General features: G+C 70.6%; 21 protein-coding genes. 10 read left to right on the top strand and 11 right to left on the bottom strand.

The window, feature by feature from the left end; genetic code table 11:
- Positions 1 to 113: 113 nt before the first annotated feature.
- Both dusB and phoU read left to right on the top strand, forming a co-directional pair.
- Entirely contained in the window at positions 114 to 1,307 is a 1,194-nt protein-coding gene (gene dusB, locus AXK60_RS17480; RefSeq protein WP_068573100.1) for a tRNA dihydrouridine synthase DusB, read from the top strand.
- 65 nt (positions 1,308 to 1,372) lie between these two features.
- Complete coding sequence (gene phoU / locus AXK60_RS17475) at positions 1,373 to 2,035, top strand: phosphate signaling complex protein PhoU (protein WP_068573098.1); 663 nt, start codon at positions 1,373 to 1,375, stop codon at positions 2,033 to 2,035.
- Between the two features lie 3 nt (positions 2,036 to 2,038).
- On the opposite strand, the gene AXK60_RS17470 is transcribed toward phoU, so the two are convergent.
- From AXK60_RS17470 to AXK60_RS17440, 7 genes are all read right to left on the bottom strand, one after another.
- Positions 2,039 to 3,190 carry an FHA domain-containing protein gene (locus tag AXK60_RS17470; RefSeq protein ID WP_068573096.1) on the bottom strand — a complete coding sequence of 384 codons (1,152 nt, stop codon included), beginning with the start codon at positions 3,188 to 3,190 and terminating at the stop codon, positions 2,039 to 2,041.
- Positions 3,191 to 3,239: 49 nt separating this feature from the next.
- Positions 3,240 to 4,016, bottom strand: coding sequence for a phosphate ABC transporter ATP-binding protein PstB (gene pstB / locus AXK60_RS17465; protein WP_068573094.1), 777 nt, complete (start codon positions 4,014 to 4,016; stop codon positions 3,240 to 3,242).
- Positions 4,017 to 4,029: 13 nt separating this feature from the next.
- Positions 4,030 to 4,956, bottom strand: a complete 927-nt coding sequence (pstA, locus tag AXK60_RS17460; RefSeq protein WP_068573092.1) for a phosphate ABC transporter permease PstA — start codon at positions 4,954 to 4,956, stop codon at positions 4,030 to 4,032.
- Positions 4,953 to 5,972 carry a phosphate ABC transporter permease subunit PstC gene (gene pstC / locus AXK60_RS17455; protein WP_068573090.1) on the bottom strand — a complete coding sequence of 340 codons (1,020 nt, stop codon included), beginning with the start codon at positions 5,970 to 5,972 and terminating at the stop codon, positions 4,953 to 4,955. Before pstC ends, pstA begins: the two co-directional genes overlap by 4 nt.
- 108 nt (positions 5,973 to 6,080) lie before the next feature.
- On the bottom strand, positions 6,081 to 7,199 hold the full coding sequence (gene pstS, locus AXK60_RS17450; protein ID WP_425315225.1) for a phosphate ABC transporter substrate-binding protein PstS: 1,119 nt from the start codon (positions 7,197 to 7,199) through the stop codon (positions 6,081 to 6,083).
- Between the two features lie 130 nt (positions 7,200 to 7,329).
- Complete coding sequence (gene mshD, locus AXK60_RS17445) at positions 7,330 to 8,286, bottom strand: mycothiol synthase (RefSeq protein WP_068573088.1); 957 nt, start codon at positions 8,284 to 8,286, stop codon at positions 7,330 to 7,332.
- Positions 8,286 to 9,032 (bottom strand): winged helix-turn-helix domain-containing protein, encoded by a 747-nt coding sequence (locus AXK60_RS17440; RefSeq protein WP_068573087.1) that lies wholly within the window; start codon positions 9,030 to 9,032, stop codon positions 8,286 to 8,288. Before AXK60_RS17440 ends, mshD begins: the two co-directional genes overlap by 1 nt.
- Before the next feature lie 107 nt (positions 9,033 to 9,139).
- On the opposite strand from AXK60_RS17440, the gene AXK60_RS17435 reads away from it, so the two are divergent.
- From AXK60_RS17435 to AXK60_RS17400, 8 genes are all read left to right on the top strand, one after another.
- Positions 9,140 to 9,955, top strand: coding sequence for an LmeA family phospholipid-binding protein (locus tag AXK60_RS17435; RefSeq protein ID WP_068573085.1), 816 nt, complete (start codon positions 9,140 to 9,142; stop codon positions 9,953 to 9,955).
- A 269-nt stretch (positions 9,956 to 10,224) separates the two neighbouring features.
- Positions 10,225 to 11,052, top strand: coding sequence for a sulfurtransferase (locus AXK60_RS17430; protein WP_068573083.1), 828 nt, complete (start codon positions 10,225 to 10,227; stop codon positions 11,050 to 11,052).
- 11 nt (positions 11,053 to 11,063) lie between these two features.
- Entirely contained in the window at positions 11,064 to 11,369 is a 306-nt protein-coding gene (locus tag AXK60_RS17425) for a DUF1416 domain-containing protein (RefSeq protein WP_068573081.1), read from the top strand.
- 151 nt (positions 11,370 to 11,520) lie between these two features.
- Positions 11,521 to 12,039: a methylated-DNA--[protein]-cysteine S-methyltransferase gene (locus AXK60_RS17420; RefSeq protein WP_068573080.1), complete on the top strand. Its 519-nt coding sequence runs from the start codon at positions 11,521 to 11,523 to the stop codon at positions 12,037 to 12,039.
- Positions 12,036 to 12,506 carry an RNA polymerase sigma factor gene (locus AXK60_RS17415; protein WP_068573078.1) on the top strand — a complete coding sequence of 157 codons (471 nt, stop codon included), beginning with the start codon at positions 12,036 to 12,038 and terminating at the stop codon, positions 12,504 to 12,506. The genes AXK60_RS17420 and AXK60_RS17415 overlap by 4 nt, the downstream gene beginning before the upstream one ends.
- The gene (locus AXK60_RS17410; protein WP_068573076.1) at positions 12,503 to 13,102 is read left to right on the top strand and encodes a methylated-DNA--[protein]-cysteine S-methyltransferase; all 600 of its coding nucleotides are present in this window, start codon (positions 12,503 to 12,505) and stop codon (positions 13,100 to 13,102) included. The genes AXK60_RS17415 and AXK60_RS17410 overlap by 4 nt, the downstream gene beginning before the upstream one ends.
- A complete protein-coding gene (locus tag AXK60_RS17405; RefSeq protein ID WP_068573074.1) occupies positions 13,099 to 13,812 on the top strand; it encodes a 2OG-Fe(II) oxygenase in 714 nt (237 codons plus the stop codon). Before AXK60_RS17410 ends, AXK60_RS17405 begins: the two co-directional genes overlap by 4 nt.
- 57 nt (positions 13,813 to 13,869) lie before the next feature.
- Positions 13,870 to 14,916, top strand: a complete 1,047-nt coding sequence (locus AXK60_RS17400; RefSeq protein WP_068573072.1) for an alpha/beta fold hydrolase — start codon at positions 13,870 to 13,872, stop codon at positions 14,914 to 14,916.
- 7 nt (positions 14,917 to 14,923) lie between these two features.
- Here AXK60_RS17400 and AXK60_RS17395 read toward each other — a convergent pair whose 3' ends face one another.
- From AXK60_RS17395 to AXK60_RS17380, 4 genes are read right to left on the bottom strand one after another with little or no spacing between them, the layout of a single operon-like run.
- Complete coding sequence (locus AXK60_RS17395; RefSeq protein ID WP_068573070.1) at positions 14,924 to 15,547, bottom strand: nucleoside/nucleotide kinase family protein; 624 nt, start codon at positions 15,545 to 15,547, stop codon at positions 14,924 to 14,926.
- Positions 15,529 to 16,359 carry a PfkB family carbohydrate kinase gene (locus tag AXK60_RS17390; RefSeq protein WP_068573068.1) on the bottom strand — a complete coding sequence of 277 codons (831 nt, stop codon included), beginning with the start codon at positions 16,357 to 16,359 and terminating at the stop codon, positions 15,529 to 15,531. The genes AXK60_RS17395 and AXK60_RS17390 overlap by 19 nt, the downstream gene beginning before the upstream one ends.
- Positions 16,349 to 17,143: an ATP-binding cassette domain-containing protein gene (locus AXK60_RS17385; RefSeq protein ID WP_068573066.1), complete on the bottom strand. Its 795-nt coding sequence runs from the start codon at positions 17,141 to 17,143 to the stop codon at positions 16,349 to 16,351. Before AXK60_RS17385 ends, AXK60_RS17390 begins: the two co-directional genes overlap by 11 nt.
- Positions 17,140 to 18,093 (bottom strand): ABC transporter permease, encoded by a 954-nt coding sequence (locus AXK60_RS17380; RefSeq protein WP_068573063.1) that lies wholly within the window; start codon positions 18,091 to 18,093, stop codon positions 17,140 to 17,142. The genes AXK60_RS17385 and AXK60_RS17380 overlap by 4 nt, the downstream gene beginning before the upstream one ends.
- Positions 18,094 to 18,095: the final 2 nt, after the last annotated feature.

Below are 18,095 nucleotides of genomic sequence, written 5' to 3'. Positions count from 1 at the left end.
CCCGTCGCGCCTCCCCGAGGCACGGCGGGTTCTTCTCGTTCCACGGGCCCACGGTTTGCCGTACCCCTGCGGCGCCAGCGATCATGGAACGAGATGACCCGGGAGATTTTCTGATGACCACAGCCACCACCGCTCCGAAGCTGCGCATCGGCCGGTTCGAGCTCGACTCACCCGTCGTGCTCGCGCCGATGGCCGGTGTCACCAACGTGGCCTTCCGCAGCCTGTGCCGCGAGCTGGAGCGCGCGCGCACCGGCACCGTCGCCGGACTGTACGTGTGCGAGATGGTCACGGCCCGAGCGCTCGTCGAGCGGCATCCGGTCACGATGCACATGACCACCTTCGCGCCCGACGAGGACCCGCGCAGCCTGCAGCTCTACACCGTCGACGCGAAGTGGACCTACGAGGCGGCGCGGATGATCGCCGAGGAGGGCCTCGCCGACCACCTCGACATGAACTTCGGCTGCCCCGTCCCCAAGGTCACCCGCCGCGGCGGCGGCTCGGCCCTGCCGTACAAGCGGAACCTGTTCGCGAGCATCGTCGACGCGGCGGTCCGCGGGATCGCCGACGGCGGCCAGGGCGGCCACATCCCCGTCACGGTCAAGTTCCGCGTGGGTATCGACGACGAGCACCACACCCACCTCGACGCCGGCCGGATCGCCGCGGAGCAGGGCGCGGTCGCCGTCGCGCTGCACGCCCGCACCGCCGCGCAGCGCTATTCGGGCCAGGCCCGCTGGGACGAGATCACCCGGCTCAAGGAGCACGTGCACCACCACTTCGGCGACACCATCCCCGTGCTGGGCAACGGTGACATCTTCGCCGCCGAGGACGCGGTGACGATGATGGAGCGCACCGGCTGCGACGGCGTGGTCGTGGGCCGCGGCTGCCTCGGCCGGCCGTGGCTGTTCTCCGAGCTGTCCTCCGCGATCAACGGCACGCCGATGCCCGTGCCGCCGAACCTCGGCGAGGTCACCGCGATCATGTACCGGCACGGCGAGCTGCTCGCCGCGCACCACGGCGAGGACAAGGGCATGCGGGAGATCCGCAAGCACGTCGCCTGGTACCTGCGCGGCTTCCCCGCCGGGGGCGAGCTGCGCACGCGCCTGGCCACCGTCAAGACCCTGGCCGACCTGCGCGCGCTGCTCGACACCCTGGACCGGGACGTGCCCTTCCCCAAGGACGCCGAGGGCCCGCGCGGCCGGCAGGGCACGCCCGGCAAGGTGGTTCTCCCGGAGGGCTGGCTCGACGATCCGTGGGAGGCCGACGCGGCGGCGATGCCCGGCGCGGAGGCCGAGACCAGCGGCGGTTAATCGTCGTTCACCCGGCGTTCATCCAACGCTGAGGTCGCGTACGAACACGCCGATATACTGCACACATGCGTAACGCGTACATCCAGCAGATGGCTGCCTTCAACGACATCCTCGGCGACATCTGCGACAAGTCGGGCATCGCCATGGAGAAGGCCACCAACTCGCTCCTCCAGGCCGACCTGGCGCTCGCCGAAGAGGTCATCACCGAGCACGACGAGATCGTCCGGCTCAGCCGCCGCGCCGAGGAGGAGGCCTTCTCCCTCCTCGCGTTGCAGGCCCCCGTCGCCGGTGACCTGCGGATCGTCGTCTCCGGGTTCCAGATCGTCGCCGATGTCGACCGCATGGGCGCGCTCGCCCTGCACGTCGCGAAGGTCACCCGCCGCCGTTTCCCGAACAAGACCCTCCCCGAGGAGGTCAACGGCTACTTCGCAGAGATGGGCCGCCTCGCGGTCGAGCTGGCGAACTCCGCCCGCGAGGTGCTGCTCACGCAGGACCCGAAGCAGGCCGCGGAGATCGAGGAGCAGGACGATGCGATGGACGACCTGCACCGCCACCTCTTCACCGTGCTCATGGACCGCGAGTGGAAGCACGGCGTGGCCGCCGCCGTCGACGTGACGCTGCTCGGCCGCTACTACGAGCGCTTCGCCGACCACGCCGTCGAGATCGGCCGTCGCGTGATCTTCCAGGCCACCGGCAGCCCCGAGCCCACCGCCGACGTCGCGAAGTAGCCCTTACGCGCCGACGCCGTCCTGCAGCTGCAGAATCCGGCCGCCCAGGTGGATGTCCGACCCGACGGTGAGCGGCACGGGCTGCCCGGGCGGCAGCCGCAGCGGCTGCGGCGACGCGGGCGGGCGCACCCAGGTGCCGTTCGCCGAGCCCACGTCCACGGCGAGCAGCTGCCAGCCGTCGATCCGGATCTCGAGGTGCGCGCGGGAGAGTGCCCCCGTGCGGTCCTGGAGGACGATCGGCAGGAGCCGTCCGGCACCGTCGAACGACCGGCCCGCGCGCTGCGCGACATAGGCGGCCGGGTCGCGCCCGAGCACCATGTCGTCGTCCACGACGAAGGCGGTGCCGTCGTCCGCGACGAGTAGGCCGAGCGGCGGGCGCGGGCCCGTCTCGAGCGGCGCCCGGCGGTCGACGAGGGCCCCGCACCGCGTGCAGTACGCGGCGACCGGGGCGTTCAGATGCCCGAACGCGCAGCGCCGGCCCTCGATGATCGGCCCGGTGATCACGGGCTCGGCGGGGCCCTGGACCTCCACGTCGTACTCGGTGGCCGCGAACAGCGGGCTCACGCCGGTCGGCTCCTCGTTGGTGGGGGCGTCGGCGGGGAAGACATCGGTGGAGATGTCGCCCTCGCTGGTGGTCTCCAGCGACTCGTCGGACCACAGCACCGCGCCCGCGCCGGGAACCGCGCCGCGCAGCAGGTGCAGGGCCGTGGGGCCGCACACCGGTGCCGGCGGAGGCGGGGGCCCGACGGTGACCGTCACCACCGCGCCCGGAGCCACGGGCGCCACGCGCTCGACGAACTCGGCGCCGGCGTGCAGCACGTGCTCGGGGGTCGCCGCCGCGGCCGAGGCGAAGATCGCGACGGTCAGCGTCCGCTCCTCGGGCGCCCCGGCCGTACCGCGCAGCAGCGCGCGGACCGATCCCGCCGTGCTCTCCACGACGACGAACGAGGGGCCTCCGCGGTCCCGGAGGATCGCGGCGAGGTCACCGTCGACATCGAGGGCCGAAGCGAGGTCCGCGGCCTCGGGCGTCGCACCGAGCGCGGGCGCGTCGACCACGAGCACGGCACCGCGCACCCTGGCGACGACGCGATCGCCGGGGAGCACCGTGCTGTACTGCACGCCCGCGGCGGGCGCGTCCTGGGTCTGCGCTGTCACAAGGATAGGATACCGTCGATATCCCAGGCCGCGGCGGGTGTGTGACCCGTCAGCCGAAGCGTCCGGAGATGTAGTCCTCGGTGGCCGGCTGATCCGGGTTGGAGAACATCTTCTCGGTGGGGTTGATCTCGATGAGCTTGCCGGGCTTACCGGTGGCCTCGAGGTTGAAGAACGCGGTCTGATCGGACACGCGCGCGGCCTGCTGCATGTTGTGGGTGACGATCACGATCGTGTACTGCTGCTTGAGCTCGCCGATGAGGTCCTCGATCGCCAGCGTCGAGATCGGGTCGAGCGCCGAGCAGGGCTCGTCCATGAGCAGCACGTCGGGGCTCACGGCGATGGCGCGGGCGATGCACAGGCGCTGCTGCTGACCGCCGGACAGGCCGCCGCCGGGCTTGTTCAGCCGGTCCTTGACCTCGTCCCAGAGATTGGCGCCGCGCAGCGAGGACTCGGCGATCTCGTCGAGCTTGCCCTTGCTGCGCATGCCCTGCAGCTTGAGCCCGGCCACGACGTTGTCGCGGATCGACATGGTGGGGAACGGGTTCGGGCGCTGGAAGACCATGCCGATGGTCTTGCGGACGCCCACCGGGTCCACCCCCGTGCCGTAGATGTCGGCTCCGTCGAGAGTGATGTGCCCGTCGACGCGCGCGCCGGGGGTCACCTCGTGCATGCGGTTGATCGACCGCAGCACGGTCGACTTGCCGCAGCCGGACGGTCCGATGAAGGCGGTCACGGAGTTCGGCGGGACGGTGAGGGAGACGTCCTGCACCGCGTGGAACGCGCCGTAGTAGATGTTCAGGTCCTTGATGTCGAGACGCTTGGCCATGAGTCGACTCCCTTTACTTCGTCTTCGGCGCGAGCACGCGGGACATGAGTGCGGCGAGGCCGCTCGCGATGCCCACGAGGAGCACCAGCGTGAGTGCGGCGCCCCACGCGCGGTACTCACCCACCTCGCCGGGGTTGTTGCGGATCTGGTCGTAGATGAACAGCGGCAGCGAGGACATGTTGCCGTTGAAGACGTCGTAGTTGCGGCGGTCGCTGATGCCCACCAGGAGCAGCACCGGCGCGGTCTCGCCGACCACGCGGGCGATCGCCAGGAAGACGCCGGAGACCATGCCGGAAACAGCGGTCGGCACGACGATCCGCACGATCGTCTTCCACTTCGGTACGCCGAGCGCGTAGGACGCCTCGCGCAGCTCGTTCGGGACCAGCTTGAGCATCTCCTCCGTGGAACGCACCACGACGGGGACCATGAGCAGGATGAGCGCGAGGCTCACCGCGAACGCGGACTGCGGCATCCCGATCGTGGTGATCCAGACACCGAAGATGAACAGCGTGGCCACGATCGACGGGATGCCGGCGAGCACGTCCACCATGAAGGTGGTGACCTTGCCCAGGCGGGTCCCCTCGGCGTACTCGACGAGGTAGATACCCACCATGACGCCGATCGGGACGGAGAACACCGTCGCGATCCCGGCCTGGACGAGCGTGCCGTAGATGGCGTGGCTGATGCCGCCGGCGTACGAGTCCGGCGCCACGCGCACCATCGACTTGGTCCACCACTCGGGGTGGATGATCGCCGGGAAGCCGTTGACGATCACCATGTACAGCAGCGAGATCAGCGGCACGAGGGCGAGCAGGAAGCAGCCCCCGAAGATGATCGCCGCGGCGTTGTTCTTGAGCCTCCGGACCGTGGAGGTGCGGTGGAAGACGGTGCCGCTCTTGGCGATGCTGTCGAGCGCAGGGCTGCGGTCTTCGGTGGTCATCCGTTCACCCGTCCCCCGCCGATCCAGCGCGCGATCGCGTTCACCACGAAGGTGAGCACGAACAGCACGAGGCCGGCGGCGATGTAGGCGCCGCGCTGGTCGACGTTGTCGAACTCAGCGGCGGCGGAGGCGATCTTCGACGCGAAGGTGTAGCCGCTGTCGAAGAGCGACCAGATGGAGTTCTTGGTGGCGGCGAACAGGATGATGAGCACCGCGATGGTCTCGCCGAGCGCGCGGCCCAGAGCCAGCATGGAGCCGGCGACGATGCCGGACCGGCCGTACGGGAGCACCGTCAGCCGGATGACCTCCCACTTGGTGGCGCCCAGGGCCAGCGCGGCCTCCTGCTGCGCGACCGGGGTCTGCCGCAGCGACTCCCGCGTGATCGAGGTGATGATCGGCAGGATCATGATCGCCAGCACGATGCCGGCGGTGAACACCGTCGAGCCGAGCGAGAGCTCGACGTTGCCCGTCTTGAACAGGAAGAACCAGCCGAGGTTCTCGTTGAGCCACTCCTGCAGCGGCACCAGGAAGGGCGCGAGCACGAAGATGCCCCACAGGCCGTAGATGATCGACGGGACCGCGGCCAGCAGGTCGATGACCGCGCTGAGCGGCCGGGAGAGGCGCTGCGGCACGTACTGGACCAGGAAGGTCGCGATGCCCACCGCGACGGGCACGGCGATGATCAGCGCCATCACCGAGGAGAGCACCGTGATCTTCAGCAGCTCGAGGATGCCGAACCGCATGTTCGACGGGCTCGTCTGCCACTCGGAGCTGGTGAGGAAGTTGACGTGGTTCTTCGACAGTGCCGGGATCGCCTGCACCACGAGCTGCAGGAAGATCAGCGCGATGACCACGACGAGGAGCAGCCCGGACGCGTACGCGGCCCATTTGAAGGCGTTCTCCATCCGGCCACCGCTACCGGCGAAGGCCGTGGTCTCCGGCGCCTCGGCGCGCGCGGTGTCGGGCGTCGACGGTGCGCCGTCGTCACCCTTTCGCGATTCGTCCTCAGTCGCCATGTTTCCCCGATGTTCCGCCACGCGAGAGCTGTCCTTCCGGCTGGGCCGGGGGCCGTGCGCGGCTCCCGGTCGGGGAACCGCGCACGACCTCCGGTGTAGCAGGTGTCGTTACTGGATGGAGTCGATCGACTCGTTCAGTGTGGTGCGGAACGAGTCGGGGATCGGCGCGTATCCCTTGTCGGCGAGCTGATCCTGCGTGGACTTGCTCGCCGCGACCTTGAGGAAGGTCTTGAGGCCCTTGGCCAGCTCGGGATCCGAGTTCTTCGAGCACACGATCTCGTAGGTCGCCAGGACGATCGGGTAGGCGCCCGCGGTGGTCGGCTTGTAGAAGCCGGCGGTATCGAGGACGAGGTCCTTGCTGCCCGGGGTCTTGAACTTCGCGGCCGCGATGGTCTTACCCACCGACTCGGCACTGAGCGTGACGGCCTCGGGGCCGGCCGAGGTGATGATGTTGGCGATCTGCAGCTTCTGCGCCTTGGCGAAGCTCCACTCGGTGTAGGTGACGGTGCCGTCGGCCTTGTTGACTGTGGCAGCGACCTGCGAGTTGCCGCTGGCGCCCTGGCCCACGCCGCCCTTGAAGGCCTTGCCCGACTTGTCCGCTGCCCAGTCCTCGGGGGCCGCCGCGGCGAGGTACTTCTGGAAGTTCTCGGTGGTGCCCGACTCGTCGGACCGGAAGACGACGGTGATGTCCTTGTCCGGCAGGGCGGCGCCCTTGTTCTCGGCCGCGATCTCAGGGGCGTTCCACTTGGTGATCTTGCCGGTGAAGATCTTCGCCAGCGTCGGGGCCGACAGGTTCAGCGTGACACCGTCCAGCTTGTAGGCGACCGCGATCGGCCCGAAGACCAGCGGCAGGTTCAGCGCGGGCGAGCCGCACTTGTCCTCGGCCTTCTTCGCCTGGTCTGCGTTGAGGGGCGAGTCCGAGCCGGCGAAGTTGGTCAGGCCCGAGGTGAACTCGGTGATGCCCTGGCCCGAGCCGTTGCCGCTGTAGTCCACGTTGGAGCTGCTGCAGTCCTGGCCGAAGGCGTTCTTGAAGACGGTCATGGCGTTGGCCTGCGCCGTCGAGCCACTGCCCTTGAGCTGCAGCTTGCCGTCGCACTGGACACCCGCGCCGCCGGCGGAGGAGCTACCCCCGGCGCTGCTGGCCTCCTCGCTGCCGCACGCGCTCAGGGTCAGGGACAGGGCGGCCACGGCGGCAACGGCCGTAACGGATCCACGCTTGAAATTCACCGAGATTCCTCCGGGTCGGGTCAGGACTGAGCACACCGGGATGCGGGTGTCATCCAGCAACCTAGAGAGGCCAGGTGTCCGATCCGGGTGTCCCGGGTGAACGACGGGCAAACTCGCCTGGTCGAGTGGATTACCGTAGCGCGTACGCGGCGTGTCGTTCGTGTTCCGCGAAGCCCAGTGCGGCGTAGGTCCGCAGGGCCGCGGTGTTGTCGCCCTCCACGTACAGCTCGACCTCGGACAGCCCGCGGCCCGCCAGATACTGCAGCCCCACGGCCGTCAGCAGCCGCCCGAGGCCGCGCCCCTGCCCCTCCGGGGCCACCGCCACGATGTACACCTCCCCACGGGGGCTCCGCCCCCGTGAACCCCCGCTCTCCTCTCCCTCGCCCAGTCCGGCGGCCGGGTCCGCGACCTTGGTCCAGTGGAAACCGAGCAGCCGGTCCTGGTCGTCGACGGCGAGGAACAGCCCGGCAGGGTCGAACCACGCCGCCCCGGTCCGCTCGTCGATCTGCTGCTGCGTCCATCCACCTTGCTCGGGGTGCCAGGCGAAGGCCGCGTTGTTCACCGCGAGGATCGCGGCGTCGTCCTCGGAGCCGGCGTAGGTGCGCACGGTCACGCCCGGCGGGTTCGACGGTGCGGTGTCCGGTCCGGCATCATTCGGCCCGCTCGCTCCGCTCCCGGCGCCGTGCAGCCCCCTGCGGAGGTTGAGCAGGGTCCGCACGGCCGTCAGGCCGAGGTCGGCGGCCAGCGCGCGGGCGGCCGGCAGGTCGCCGTGGGCCCAGACGGTGCCGCCGTCGCCCACCAGCTCGAGCGTCCCGGTCACCAGGGCGCGGCCCAGGCCCCGTCGGCGCTGCGACGGTGCCACGACCACCTCCGCCGAGCCCGGCCCACCGGCGGGCGGGACGACGACGCCCGCGTAGCCGGCCACGGCCCCGTCGGGCCCTGCGGCCAGCAGGTGCGGGCCCGCGTCGGTGACGCCGAGCCGGAACTGCTCCGACAGGGCGCCGATCCCGTCGGATCGCTCCGCCTCCGCGGCGATCGCCAGTACTGCCGCCGCGTCGGCGACCGGTCCGCGCACCGTCTCGACCATCAGGCCCCCTCGAGATCCTCGTCCGTCGGTTCCATGTCCTCTGAATCGTCGAGGGCGGGGCGCTCCGTCTTACCTCGGACGGGCCGCACCGCCTTGTAGCCCACGTTACGGACGGTGCCGATCATGCCCTCGTGCTCGGCGCCGAGTTTGGCGCGCAGGCGCCGGACGTGCACGTCGACGGTGCGGGTGCCGCCGAAGAAGTCGTAGCCCCACACCTCCTGCAGCAGCTGGGCGCGCGTGAACACGCGACCGACGTTCTGCGCCAAGAACTTCAGGAGTTCGAACTCCTTGTAGGTGAGGTCGAGCGGCTTGCCGCGGAGCCGGGCGGTGTAGGTGCCCTCGTCGATGAGCAGCTCGCCCAGCGTGATCTTGTCGGCGACCTCGTCCTCGGCGTCCGCGCCGCGCCGCGCCACCACCAGCCGGAGCCGGGCGTCGATCTCGGCCGGGCCGATGCCGGGCAGCAGGAAGTCGTCGAGGCCCCAATCGGCACTGGCCGCCACGAGCCCGCCCTCGGTGAGCACCGCGACCACCGCGACCGCGCCGCCTCCGGTCGTGCCGAGCAGGCGGCAGAGCCCGCGTGCGGTGACCAGATCGGTCCGGGCGTCGACGAGTGCCACATCGGCGGAGCCGACCTCGAGGAGCGAGGAGACGTCCGCGGGCAGCGCCCGGACGGTGTGCGGCAGCAGAGACAGGGAGGGCAGCACCGTGTCCGGTTCCCGGTCGGACGTGAACAGGATGAGATCCACATGCCCTCCCCGGTGCGCGGCGGTCTGATTGGAATGAACGAATGTCACAATAGCGGTGGTCAGAGCGTCGTGCGTAGCGGCGCCGGTGCGAATGAGAGGGAGCGGGCGTGGCGCAGGGGCAGGGACGGGCGTGGATCCGGCGCATTCTGGTCGTCGGTGCGATGCTCCTCACACTCGCGTTCCTCGCCGAGGTCGGCACCGCCGCGACCGCCGAGTACCGGCTCTCCCGGGAGTTACGGGCCGCAGCCGGCCTGGCGGATGATCCGGAGGTCACCGTCGGCGGATTCCCGTATCTGACGTCGGGCGGGAGGCATTCCAAGCTCACCATCGCGGTCCCGGCGGAGATCGACGGACGCAATGCGCGCCTCGAGGCCGAGTTCGCGGACGTGACGATCCCCGGCGGCCTCCTGCCGACGTTCACGCCGGACACGCCGATCCGGGCCGGGCACGTGGAATCGCGGGTGCGACTCGACCAGAAGACGGTGGGCCGGTACATGGACATCGTCGACCTGCAGGTGCACACCCCCGCCCCGAAGCGGCCCGGAGCGGGCAGCCCCGCCGACGGCTACGTCAAGGCCTCGAAGGGAATCGTGCTCACCGGCACCGTGCCCCTGCCCACCTCTGCGGATCCGAAGCGGACGGTGCTGATCTCGGTGGCGGCGGACTTCTCCGCCATCGGCGACGCGATCGCGGTGCGGGCCACGGGGATCTACACGGGCCCCGAGGACCACGAGAAGGCCTCGCTGCTGCCCGGTGAGGAGCCGACGGTGCTCGCCCGTTTCACCCGCACCCTGCCCGCGATGGCCCTGCCCTTCGGCGTCCGGCCCACGGGCGCGCGGGGCGAGAACGCCGACGTGGTGCTGCTCGGCGAGGCCGACGGTGTCACCGTGACGCCCGGCGCCTTCCACCGATCCCTCCCGTAGACCCTCCCGTGACGCGCGGCCGCGGCTTCGGTATTCTGGGCCCCATGCGCAACCGCTGTGAGCTGCTGCTCACCCGCCGTCTGGCGGTCGACCTGTGCCGTATGGCCGGTTGTCGCTGTCTGGGCTAGGCCCGCTCTCTCCCCGGGCAGGGTGCTTTTCTCCGCGTATCGCGATGCATCCGTTCCGCCCTCCCAGCGCTTCCCGCGCACCCCTCGAAGTAGCGTTCGCGCCTTCATTCGCACGTCATGGACTCAACGAAAGGGATCCTCATGGCTCGCTCCGACGTCCTGGTCTCCGCAGACTGGGCTGAGCAGAATCTCGACACCCCGGGTGTCGTCTTCGTCGAGGTCGACGAGGACACGTCGATCTACGACGACAACCACATCAAGGGCGCCGTGCGCCTCGACTGGCGCAAGGACCTGCAGGATCCGATCCGCCGCGACTTCCTCGACCAGGAGGGCTTCTCCAAGCTCCTGTCCGAGCGCGGCGTCGGCAACGACGACACCGTCGTGCTGTACGGCGGTAACAACAACTGGTTCGCGGCCTACGCCTACTGGTACTTCAAGCTGTACGGCCACCAGGACGTCAAGCTGCTCGACGGCGGCCGCAAGAAGTGGGAGCTCGACGCCCGCCCGCTGTCGACCGACGCGGTGACCCGCCCGGCCACCACCTACGTCGCCAAGCCCGTCGACCTGTCGCTGCGCGCCTTCCGCGACGAGGTGATCGACTCGATCGGCAAGAAGAACCTCATCGACGTCCGCTCGCCCGACGAGTTCTCCGGCAAGATCTCCGCGCCGGCGCACCTGCCGCAGGAGCAGGCGCAGCAGCGCGGCCACGTCCCCGGCGCGATCAACATCCCGTGGTCGACCACCGCCAACGAGGACGGCACCTTCAAGTCCGACGACGATCTCGCCGCGCTGTACGCGGAGAAGGGCTTCGACGACGCCAAGGAGACCATCGCGTACTGCCGCATCGGCGAGCGCAGCTCGCACACGTGGTTCGTGCTGCAGGAGATCCTGGGCAAGAAGAACGTCAAGAACTACGACGGCTCGTGGGTCGAGTACGGCTCCCTCGTCGGCGCCCCGATCGAGAAGTAAGGAATCGCATCATGTGTGGAGCTCCCAAGCAGGGTCAGGTCCTTCCCGCCGGTGTCGACGTCGAGAAGGAGACCGTCCTGACCGGACAGGTCCTCGACGCGGCCGGTAACCCCGTCGCCGGCGCGTTCGTACGCCTGCTCGACGGCACGGGTGAGTTCACCGCCGAGGTCGTGGCCTCCGGTACCGGCGACTACCGCTTCTTCGCGGCGCCGGGCACCTGGACGCTGCGCGCGCTGTCCTCCGTGGGCAACGGCGACACCCAGGTCTCCCCCGAGGCCAACGGCGTCTACAACCAGGACATCACCGTCTCGAAGTAGCCGCCCCACCCCCTCAATTGAACACCGTTATGGAGAGCGAATCCGCAGGTCGGATTCTCCGTAACGGTGTTCAATTGCGTTCTGGGGAGTGCATCTCACGTTTCCGTCCGCCCCGGCGTCTACTGGGCAGGATCGAGACAGGAGAGATGACATGAACAGCAGGCACATCGTGGCGGACACCGCCCTCGGCGTACTGACCGTCGTGTCCGACGGTGCCGCGGTGACGGGCGTGTACTTCCCGCACCACATCCGCCGGCCCGAGGCGGCGACCTTCGGCGAGCGGGTCGCCGCGGATCCGCTGCTCGACGAGGCGGTGCGCCAGATCCGTGCGTACCTCGCGGGCGAGCGCCGCGACTTCGACCTGCCGCTCGCCTCGGGCGGCACCGAGGTCCAGGAGGCGGTGTGGGCGATGGTCCGGGAGATCCCGTTCGGGGAGACCACGAGCTACGGCGCGATCGCTGAGCGGCTCGGCGGGATCGTCTCGGCGTGGGGTGTCGGGCAGGCGGTGGGCGCGAACCCCCTGTGCGTCCTGGTGCCGTGCCACCGCGTCCTCGCCTCGACGGGAGCGCTCACCGGCTATGCGGGCGGGCTGGGACGCAAGCGCACGCTTCTCGACCTCGAGGCCGCCGCGGACGGCGAGCCCTGGCTGCCCGGCTTGGGGGCCGCATGAAGCCGCCCTTCGAGCGGCTCGTCGATGAGCACGGGGCGACGGTGCTCCGGGTCTGCCGCGCCGTCCTCGGCCCGCACGACGCCGAGGACGCCTGGTCGGAGACCTTCCTCTCCGCGCTGCGCGCCTACCCGGACCTGCCGGAGTCCGCGAACGTCGAGGCCTGGCTGGTGACGATCGCGCACCGCAAGGCCATCGACCAGATCCGCGCGACGCAGCGCCGCGCCGTCCCCGTGGACGCGCTCCCGGAGCGCCCCGTCACGTCCGCCGTTGCCGACGGTGACCTCTGGGTCGCCGTGGCGGCCCTGCCGGACAAGCAGCGGCAGGCGGTGGCCTACCGCTACGCCGCCGATCTGCCCTACGCCGAGATCGCCGGGATCCTCGGCGGCACCGTCGAAGCCGCGCGCCGCGCCGCCGCCGACGGCCTGAAGAAGCTGCGCACCACGCACTCGAGGGAGGACCTCGCATGAACGACATCACCGAATCCCTATCCGCTCCCGCCGATTCCGCCACCCTGGACCGGCTCCGCGCCCGACTCACGGCCCACGCCGCCGCCGACGGTCTGCTGGACATCGCCTACACCACCGTCGACTCCCCCGTCGGTGTCCTGCTGCTCGCGGCCACTGAGAAGGGCCTCGTACGGGTCGCGTACGCCCGCGAGGACCACGACGCGGTCCTGGAATCCCTGGCGCACAAGGTCAGCCCGCGGATCCTGCGCGCCCCGCGGCGGCTCGACCTCGCGGCCCGCGAGCTGGACGAGTACTTCGCCGGTCGGCGAACCGCGTTCGACCTTCAGCTCGATCATGCACTCTCGCACGGCTTCCGGCAGCTGGTCCAGAGCCGCCTGCCCGAGATCGGGTACGGCTCCACGCTGAGCTACAAGCAGGTGGCGGAGCTGGTCGGCAACCCCGCGGCGGTCCGCGCGGTGGGCACCGCGTGCGCCACGAACCCGCTGCCGGTCGTGGTGCCTTGCCACCGCGTGATCAAGACGGACGGCGGTATCGGGCAGTACGTGGGCGGGGTCGAGGCGAAAGCCGCTCTGCTGGAACTCGAGTCGGCGGCATGACCGCGATCGACGGCCCCGCGATCGACGACGCCGACTGGGACGTCGTGGCCGCGGAGTTGGACGCGGTCGGCGGTGCGCTGCTCCCCCGCCTGCTCACCGACGCACAGACCGTCGCGCTGCGCACGTCGTACGACCGGGACGAGCTGTTCCGCAGCACCGTCGACATGGAGCGGTACCGGTTCGGGGCGGGCGAGTACCGCTACTTCGACCGGCCGTACCCCGAACCGATCGACGAACTCAAGCACGCGCTGTACCCGCACCTGCTGCCGATCACGCGACGGTGGTGGGAACGCCTGGGCCGCACACCTCCCTGGCCGGACGACCTCGACGAGTGGCTCGCCATGTGCCACGACGCCGGCCAGCGCCGGTCGACGGCGATCCTGCTCGCATACGGCGCCGGCGACTGGAACGCACTGCACCGCGACCTCTACGGCGAGCTGGTCTTCCCGCTGCAGGTGGTGATCGCCTTGAACGAGCCTGGCGTCGATCACACGGGTGGCGAGTTCCTGCTCGTCGAGCAGCGGCCGCGGGCGCAGTCCCGCGGCACCTCGTTCACGCTGCCGCGCGGCCACGGCTTCGTCTTCACCACCCGCGACCGCCCGGTCCGCTCGGCGCGGGGCTGGTCGGCAGCGCCGGTGCGGCACGGGGTTTCGACGGTGCGCTCCGGCTCCCGGCACACGCTCGCTCTGGTCTTCCACGACGCGGAGTGAGCGGGTAGCGTCGACATCAGTACCGAATCGGTACTAATGCCGACCCGAGGAGTCCCCATGCCCGCTCCCACCGACGCCGAGTACTTCGACCTCGGAGACCTCACGCTCCAGTCCGGTCACACCCTGCGCGACGCGCGCCTGGCGTACAAGACCTTCGGCGCGCTCAACGCCGACAAGTCGAACGTGATCGTCTACCCCACCTGGTACTCGGGCTGGCACACCGACAACGAGTGGCTGGTCGGCACGGACAAGACGCTCAACCCCGACGAGTACTTCATCGTCATCCCCAACATGCTGGGCAACGGCCTGTCGACCTCGCCGTCGAACGCCGCCTCGCCGTACGACCACGCCCGCTTCCCGCTCGTCACCTTCTACGACCAGGTCGAGGCGCAGCACCGGTTGCTCACCGAGAAGTGGGGGATCTCGACGATCGCGCTGGTCACCGGCTGGTCGATGGGCGCGGGCCAGACCTATCAGTGGGCGGTGAGCCATCCCGAGATGGTCGAGCGGGCGGCGCCCTTCTGCGGGTCGAGCCGCACCGCCCCGCACAACCAGGTGTTCCTGGAGTCGCTGCGGGTGGCGCTGCAGGCCGACGCGGCCTGGGCCGACGGCGACTACGACCCCGCACGGCCGCCGATCAAGGGCCTGCGCGCCTTCGCCCGGATCTACTCGGGCTGGGGCTTCTCCCAAGCCTTCTACTGGCACGAGACGTGGCGCGAGCTCGGCTTCACCTCGCTCGACGATTTCCTCTACGGCTTCTGGGAGCAGTTCTTCCGAGACGGCCGCGACCCCAACAACCTGATCGCGATGATCGGCACGTGGCACGCCGGGAACGTCGGCACCACCCCCGGATTCGACGGTGACCACGAGGCCGCGCTCCGCTCGATCCGGTGCCCGCTGCTCGCGATGCCGGCCGAGAAGGACCTCTACTTCCCTCCGGAGGACGAGGCGTGGGCCTCGCAGTTCATCGAGCACGGCGAGGTCCGTGTGATCCCCGGCGTCTGGGGGCATTTCGCGGGCGGCGGCAAGAACCCCGTCGACACGGCGTTCATCGACGCGGGCCTGCGCGACCTGCTGGCCCGTCCCGGTCGCTCGCAGCTGTAGCCGCCGGTCACGCCCCGTCGACGATGCGGTCGGCGCGGACCGCCGTGGCCTCGATGAGGCGGGCGTTCGCCTCGTCGGAGCCGGCGGCGCGCTCGCGGGCCTCGACGGGCGTGCGCCCGAACCGCATGTGCCGCTCGATGAGTCGCTCGCGCCGCAGCACCGGGTCGATGCGCAGGAACCACACCTCGTCGAGGGCGGCCCGCGCGTGCGGCCACGCGCCGGTGTCGGCGAGCAGGTAGTTGCCCTCCGTCACCACGAGCGGCACGTCCGGCGCCACCTCGATCGCGCCGCCGACGGACGCCTCGAGACCGCGGTCGAACCGGGGCGCATAGACCGTGTCCCCACCGCTGCGCAGGCGCTGCAGCAGGTGCGCGAAGCCGGCACCGTCGAAGGTGTCGATGGCGCCCTTGCGTTCCCAGCTCCCGTGCCGGCGCAGCACGGCGTCGTCGAGGTGGAAGCCGTCCATGGGGACGAGCACCGCGTCGGCGCCGAGCGCCTCGACGAGGCGCTCCGCAAGCGTCGACTTCCCGGACGCGGGCGCGCCGGCGATGCCAAGCAACGCGCGGCCCGGGCGCGTGACGAGCTCCCGTGCGCGCGTGAGCAGTTCGTCCGTCACAGCGTCGCCAGCCATGCCCTCACCCCCGGGTGTCGACACTTCGCGGAGGCGTGCGCCGCCGCGAACCGCAGCGCACCCACCGGCGCATCGCCCCGCGCGATCGCGAAGGCGTACGCCCCGTGCAGCACGTCGCCCGCGCCGAGCGTATCGACCACGGGCACGGTCGGAACCTCTACGGTGCCCGTGGCGCCGTCGATCTCGTACCGGATCGGCCCGGCACCGTCGGACACCGCGACCACCGCCGGGCCGGTGACGGGGGCACCGTCGTGCGGACGGAAGTCCGCCGAGCAGACGGCGTGCCCCGCGTACATCAGGAGCTCGGCGAACACGGGGCGCCAGCGGCCGGCGTCGAGCACGATCGGCACGGACGCCTCGACGGCGCTCCGCATCGCCGCTCGAGCCGCGGCGGGGCCGTGCCCGTCGAGCAGCAGCACGTCGAATCCCTCGGCGTGGATCGGGGGCACGAGGTCGGGATAGCCGGTGCCGTCGAACGAGACGACCTGCCGGTCGCCCGTGGGGGCGTGCACCGTGACCGCGGAGACGGGCGGGCCGAAGCCCGGCGGCGCGAGGTCGATGAGCTCGACCCCGCACGCCGCCAGGTCCTCGTGCACGAGGTGGGCCAGCGCTCCGTCGCCGACGGGGGCCGCGAGCACCGCCCGCCCGCCGAGCGCGGCGAACACCGCGGCCGCGTTGAGCGCGGGGCCGCCACCGGAGACGTCCTGCCGGACCGCGGTGACCTTGCCGTTGCGCGGGGGCAGCTCCTCCACGCGGGAGATCACGTCGACGGTGGCCAGACCCACGAACAGGCCCGACGGCTTACGGTCCACCCGCGGCCTCCTCGTCGGTCGGCGCGAGCGCGCCGGTCATGAGCGCGACGACCTCGGACATGCTGCGCTGCTTCGGGTCGACGACGGCGGCGCGGCGGCCGAGCCGGTGCACGTGGATCCGGTCGGCGACCTCGAAGACGTGCGGCATGTCGTGGCTGATCAGGATCACGGGCGTGCCGCGATCGCGGATCTGCCGGATCAGATCGATGACCTGCCCCGATTCGCGGACGCCGAGGGCCGCCGTCGGCTCGTCCATGATGATCACCTTCTTGCCGAAGGCTGCCGCCCGCACCACCGCGACGCCCTGCCGCTGGCCGCCGGAGAGCGTTTCGACCGCTTGCGTCGGCGACTTGATGCCGATCTTGAGGTCCGCGAGGTGGCCCGCTGCCGCGTCGCGCATCGCCCTGCGGTCGAGCTGTCGGAACACCGAGCCGAGGATCCCCGGCTTGCGCAGCTCCCGCCCCAGGTAGACATTGGCCGCGATGTCCAGCGCGGGGATCACCGCGAGGTCCTGGTAGACGGTCTCGATCCCCGCGTTGCGGGCGTCGAGCGTGCTCTTGAAGTGGACCGGCGCACCGTCGAGCAGGATCTCGCCCTCGTTCGGGACCAGCGCCCCCGAGAGCGCCTTGATGAGGCTGGACTTGCCGGCTCCGTTGTCGCCGATCACGGCGAGCACCTCGCCGGCGCGGAGCTCGAAGTCGGCGCCCGCGATCGCCTGGACCTGCCCGTACTTCTTGACCAGGCCCTTCGCCTCGAGCACCGGCCTGGCATCCTGCGCGCTCATTGCAGCCTCCTGCGCGAGATCTGGTCCAGCGCAACGGCGGCGATCACGAGGACGCCCGTCGCGATGTTCTGGTAGAGGTTGTCGATCCCGACGAGAGTGAGCCCGTTGCGCAGCACGCCGACGATCAGCGCGCCGACGAGCGTGCCCAGCACCGAGCCGCGGCCGCCGAAGAGGCTGGTGCCGCCGATCACGACCGCGGTGATCGTGTCGAGGTTGGCGGTCTGGAAGGCGTTGGGGTCGGCCGTCGGGATGCGCCCGAGGGCCGCCCACGCCGCGATCGCCGCGATGACGCCCGACGCGAGGTACACGCCGAACACCGTCTTGGAGGTCTTGATGCCCGCCAGCGACGCCGAGACCGGATTGCCGCCCACCGCGTACACGTGCCGGCCGGTGGCCGTGCGGTTGAGCACGTACCAGGCCACCGCGTACACGATCAGCAGCACGAGCAGGCCCAGCGTGAGCGGGAACCCGAAGATCTTGAAGCCCGTACCGAGAGCCGTCAGCGGACCGTCGGCGACGCGGTAGGTCTGCGAGCCGGCGTAGAGCTGCGTGGCCGCCGCGACGATGGTGAACATGCCCAGGGTCACGATGAAGGGCGGCAGCTTGAGCACCGTCACCAGGGCACCGTTGATCGCGCCGATGAGCACGCACACGCCGAGCGCGACGACCATGGCGAGGACCGGGTCGGTGCCGGCCACCTTCGCCAGGACGACGGTGCCGAGCACGCACGTCGCGCCGATCGACAGGTCGATGCCGGCAGTGAGGATGATCAGCGATTGCGCGACCGCCAGGATCCCGATCACCATGGACTGCTGCAGGATCAGCGAGATGTTGTAGCCCGTCGCGAACTGCGGCGTGAGGATGAAGAACACGACGCACGCGACGACGAGCGCCGCGAGCGGTCCGGCGAGCGGCTCACGCAGGAGCCGTTGGAAGGTCGAAGCGGACACGT

Source organism: Tsukamurella pseudospumae, assembly GCF_001575195.1.
Lineage (GTDB): Bacteria > Actinomycetota > Actinomycetes > Mycobacteriales > Mycobacteriaceae > Tsukamurella > Tsukamurella pseudospumae.
Note: the sequence above shows the minus strand (reverse complement) of the source record. Positions and strands in the feature narration are given on the sequence as shown.

Bases quoted from the DNA above. Each gene is read 5' to 3' on its own strand.
- dusB (WP_068573100.1), top strand. From the start codon at position 114: ATGACCACAGCCACCACCGCTCCGAAGCTGCGCATCGGCCGGTTCGAG.
- phoU (WP_068573098.1), top strand. From the start codon at position 1,373: ATGCGTAACGCGTACATCCAGCAGATGGCTGCCTTCAACGACATCCTC.
- pstB (WP_068573094.1), bottom strand. From the start codon at position 4,016: ATGGCCAAGCGTCTCGACATCAAGGACCTGAACATCTACTACGGCGCG.
- pstA (WP_068573092.1), bottom strand. From the start codon at position 4,956: ATGACCACCGAAGACCGCAGCCCTGCGCTCGACAGCATCGCCAAGAGC.
- pstC (WP_068573090.1), bottom strand. From the start codon at position 5,972: ATGGCGACTGAGGACGAATCGCGAAAGGGTGACGACGGCGCACCGTCG.
- mshD (WP_068573088.1), bottom strand. From the start codon at position 8,286: ATGGTCGAGACGGTGCGCGGACCGGTCGCCGACGCGGCGGCAGTACTG.
- AXK60_RS17430 (WP_068573083.1), top strand. From the start codon at position 10,225: ATGGCTCGCTCCGACGTCCTGGTCTCCGCAGACTGGGCTGAGCAGAAT.
- AXK60_RS17425 (WP_068573081.1), top strand. From the start codon at position 11,064: ATGTGTGGAGCTCCCAAGCAGGGTCAGGTCCTTCCCGCCGGTGTCGAC.
- AXK60_RS17420 (WP_068573080.1), top strand. From the start codon at position 11,521: ATGAACAGCAGGCACATCGTGGCGGACACCGCCCTCGGCGTACTGACC.
- AXK60_RS17415 (WP_068573078.1), top strand. From the start codon at position 12,036: ATGAAGCCGCCCTTCGAGCGGCTCGTCGATGAGCACGGGGCGACGGTG.
- AXK60_RS17410 (WP_068573076.1), top strand. From the start codon at position 12,503: ATGAACGACATCACCGAATCCCTATCCGCTCCCGCCGATTCCGCCACC.
- AXK60_RS17405 (WP_068573074.1), top strand. From the start codon at position 13,099: ATGACCGCGATCGACGGCCCCGCGATCGACGACGCCGACTGGGACGTC.
- AXK60_RS17400 (WP_068573072.1), top strand. From the start codon at position 13,870: ATGCCCGCTCCCACCGACGCCGAGTACTTCGACCTCGGAGACCTCACG.
- AXK60_RS17395 (WP_068573070.1), bottom strand. From the start codon at position 15,547: ATGGCTGGCGACGCTGTGACGGACGAACTGCTCACGCGCGCACGGGAG.
- AXK60_RS17385 (WP_068573066.1), bottom strand. From the start codon at position 17,143: ATGAGCGCGCAGGATGCCAGGCCGGTGCTCGAGGCGAAGGGCCTGGTC.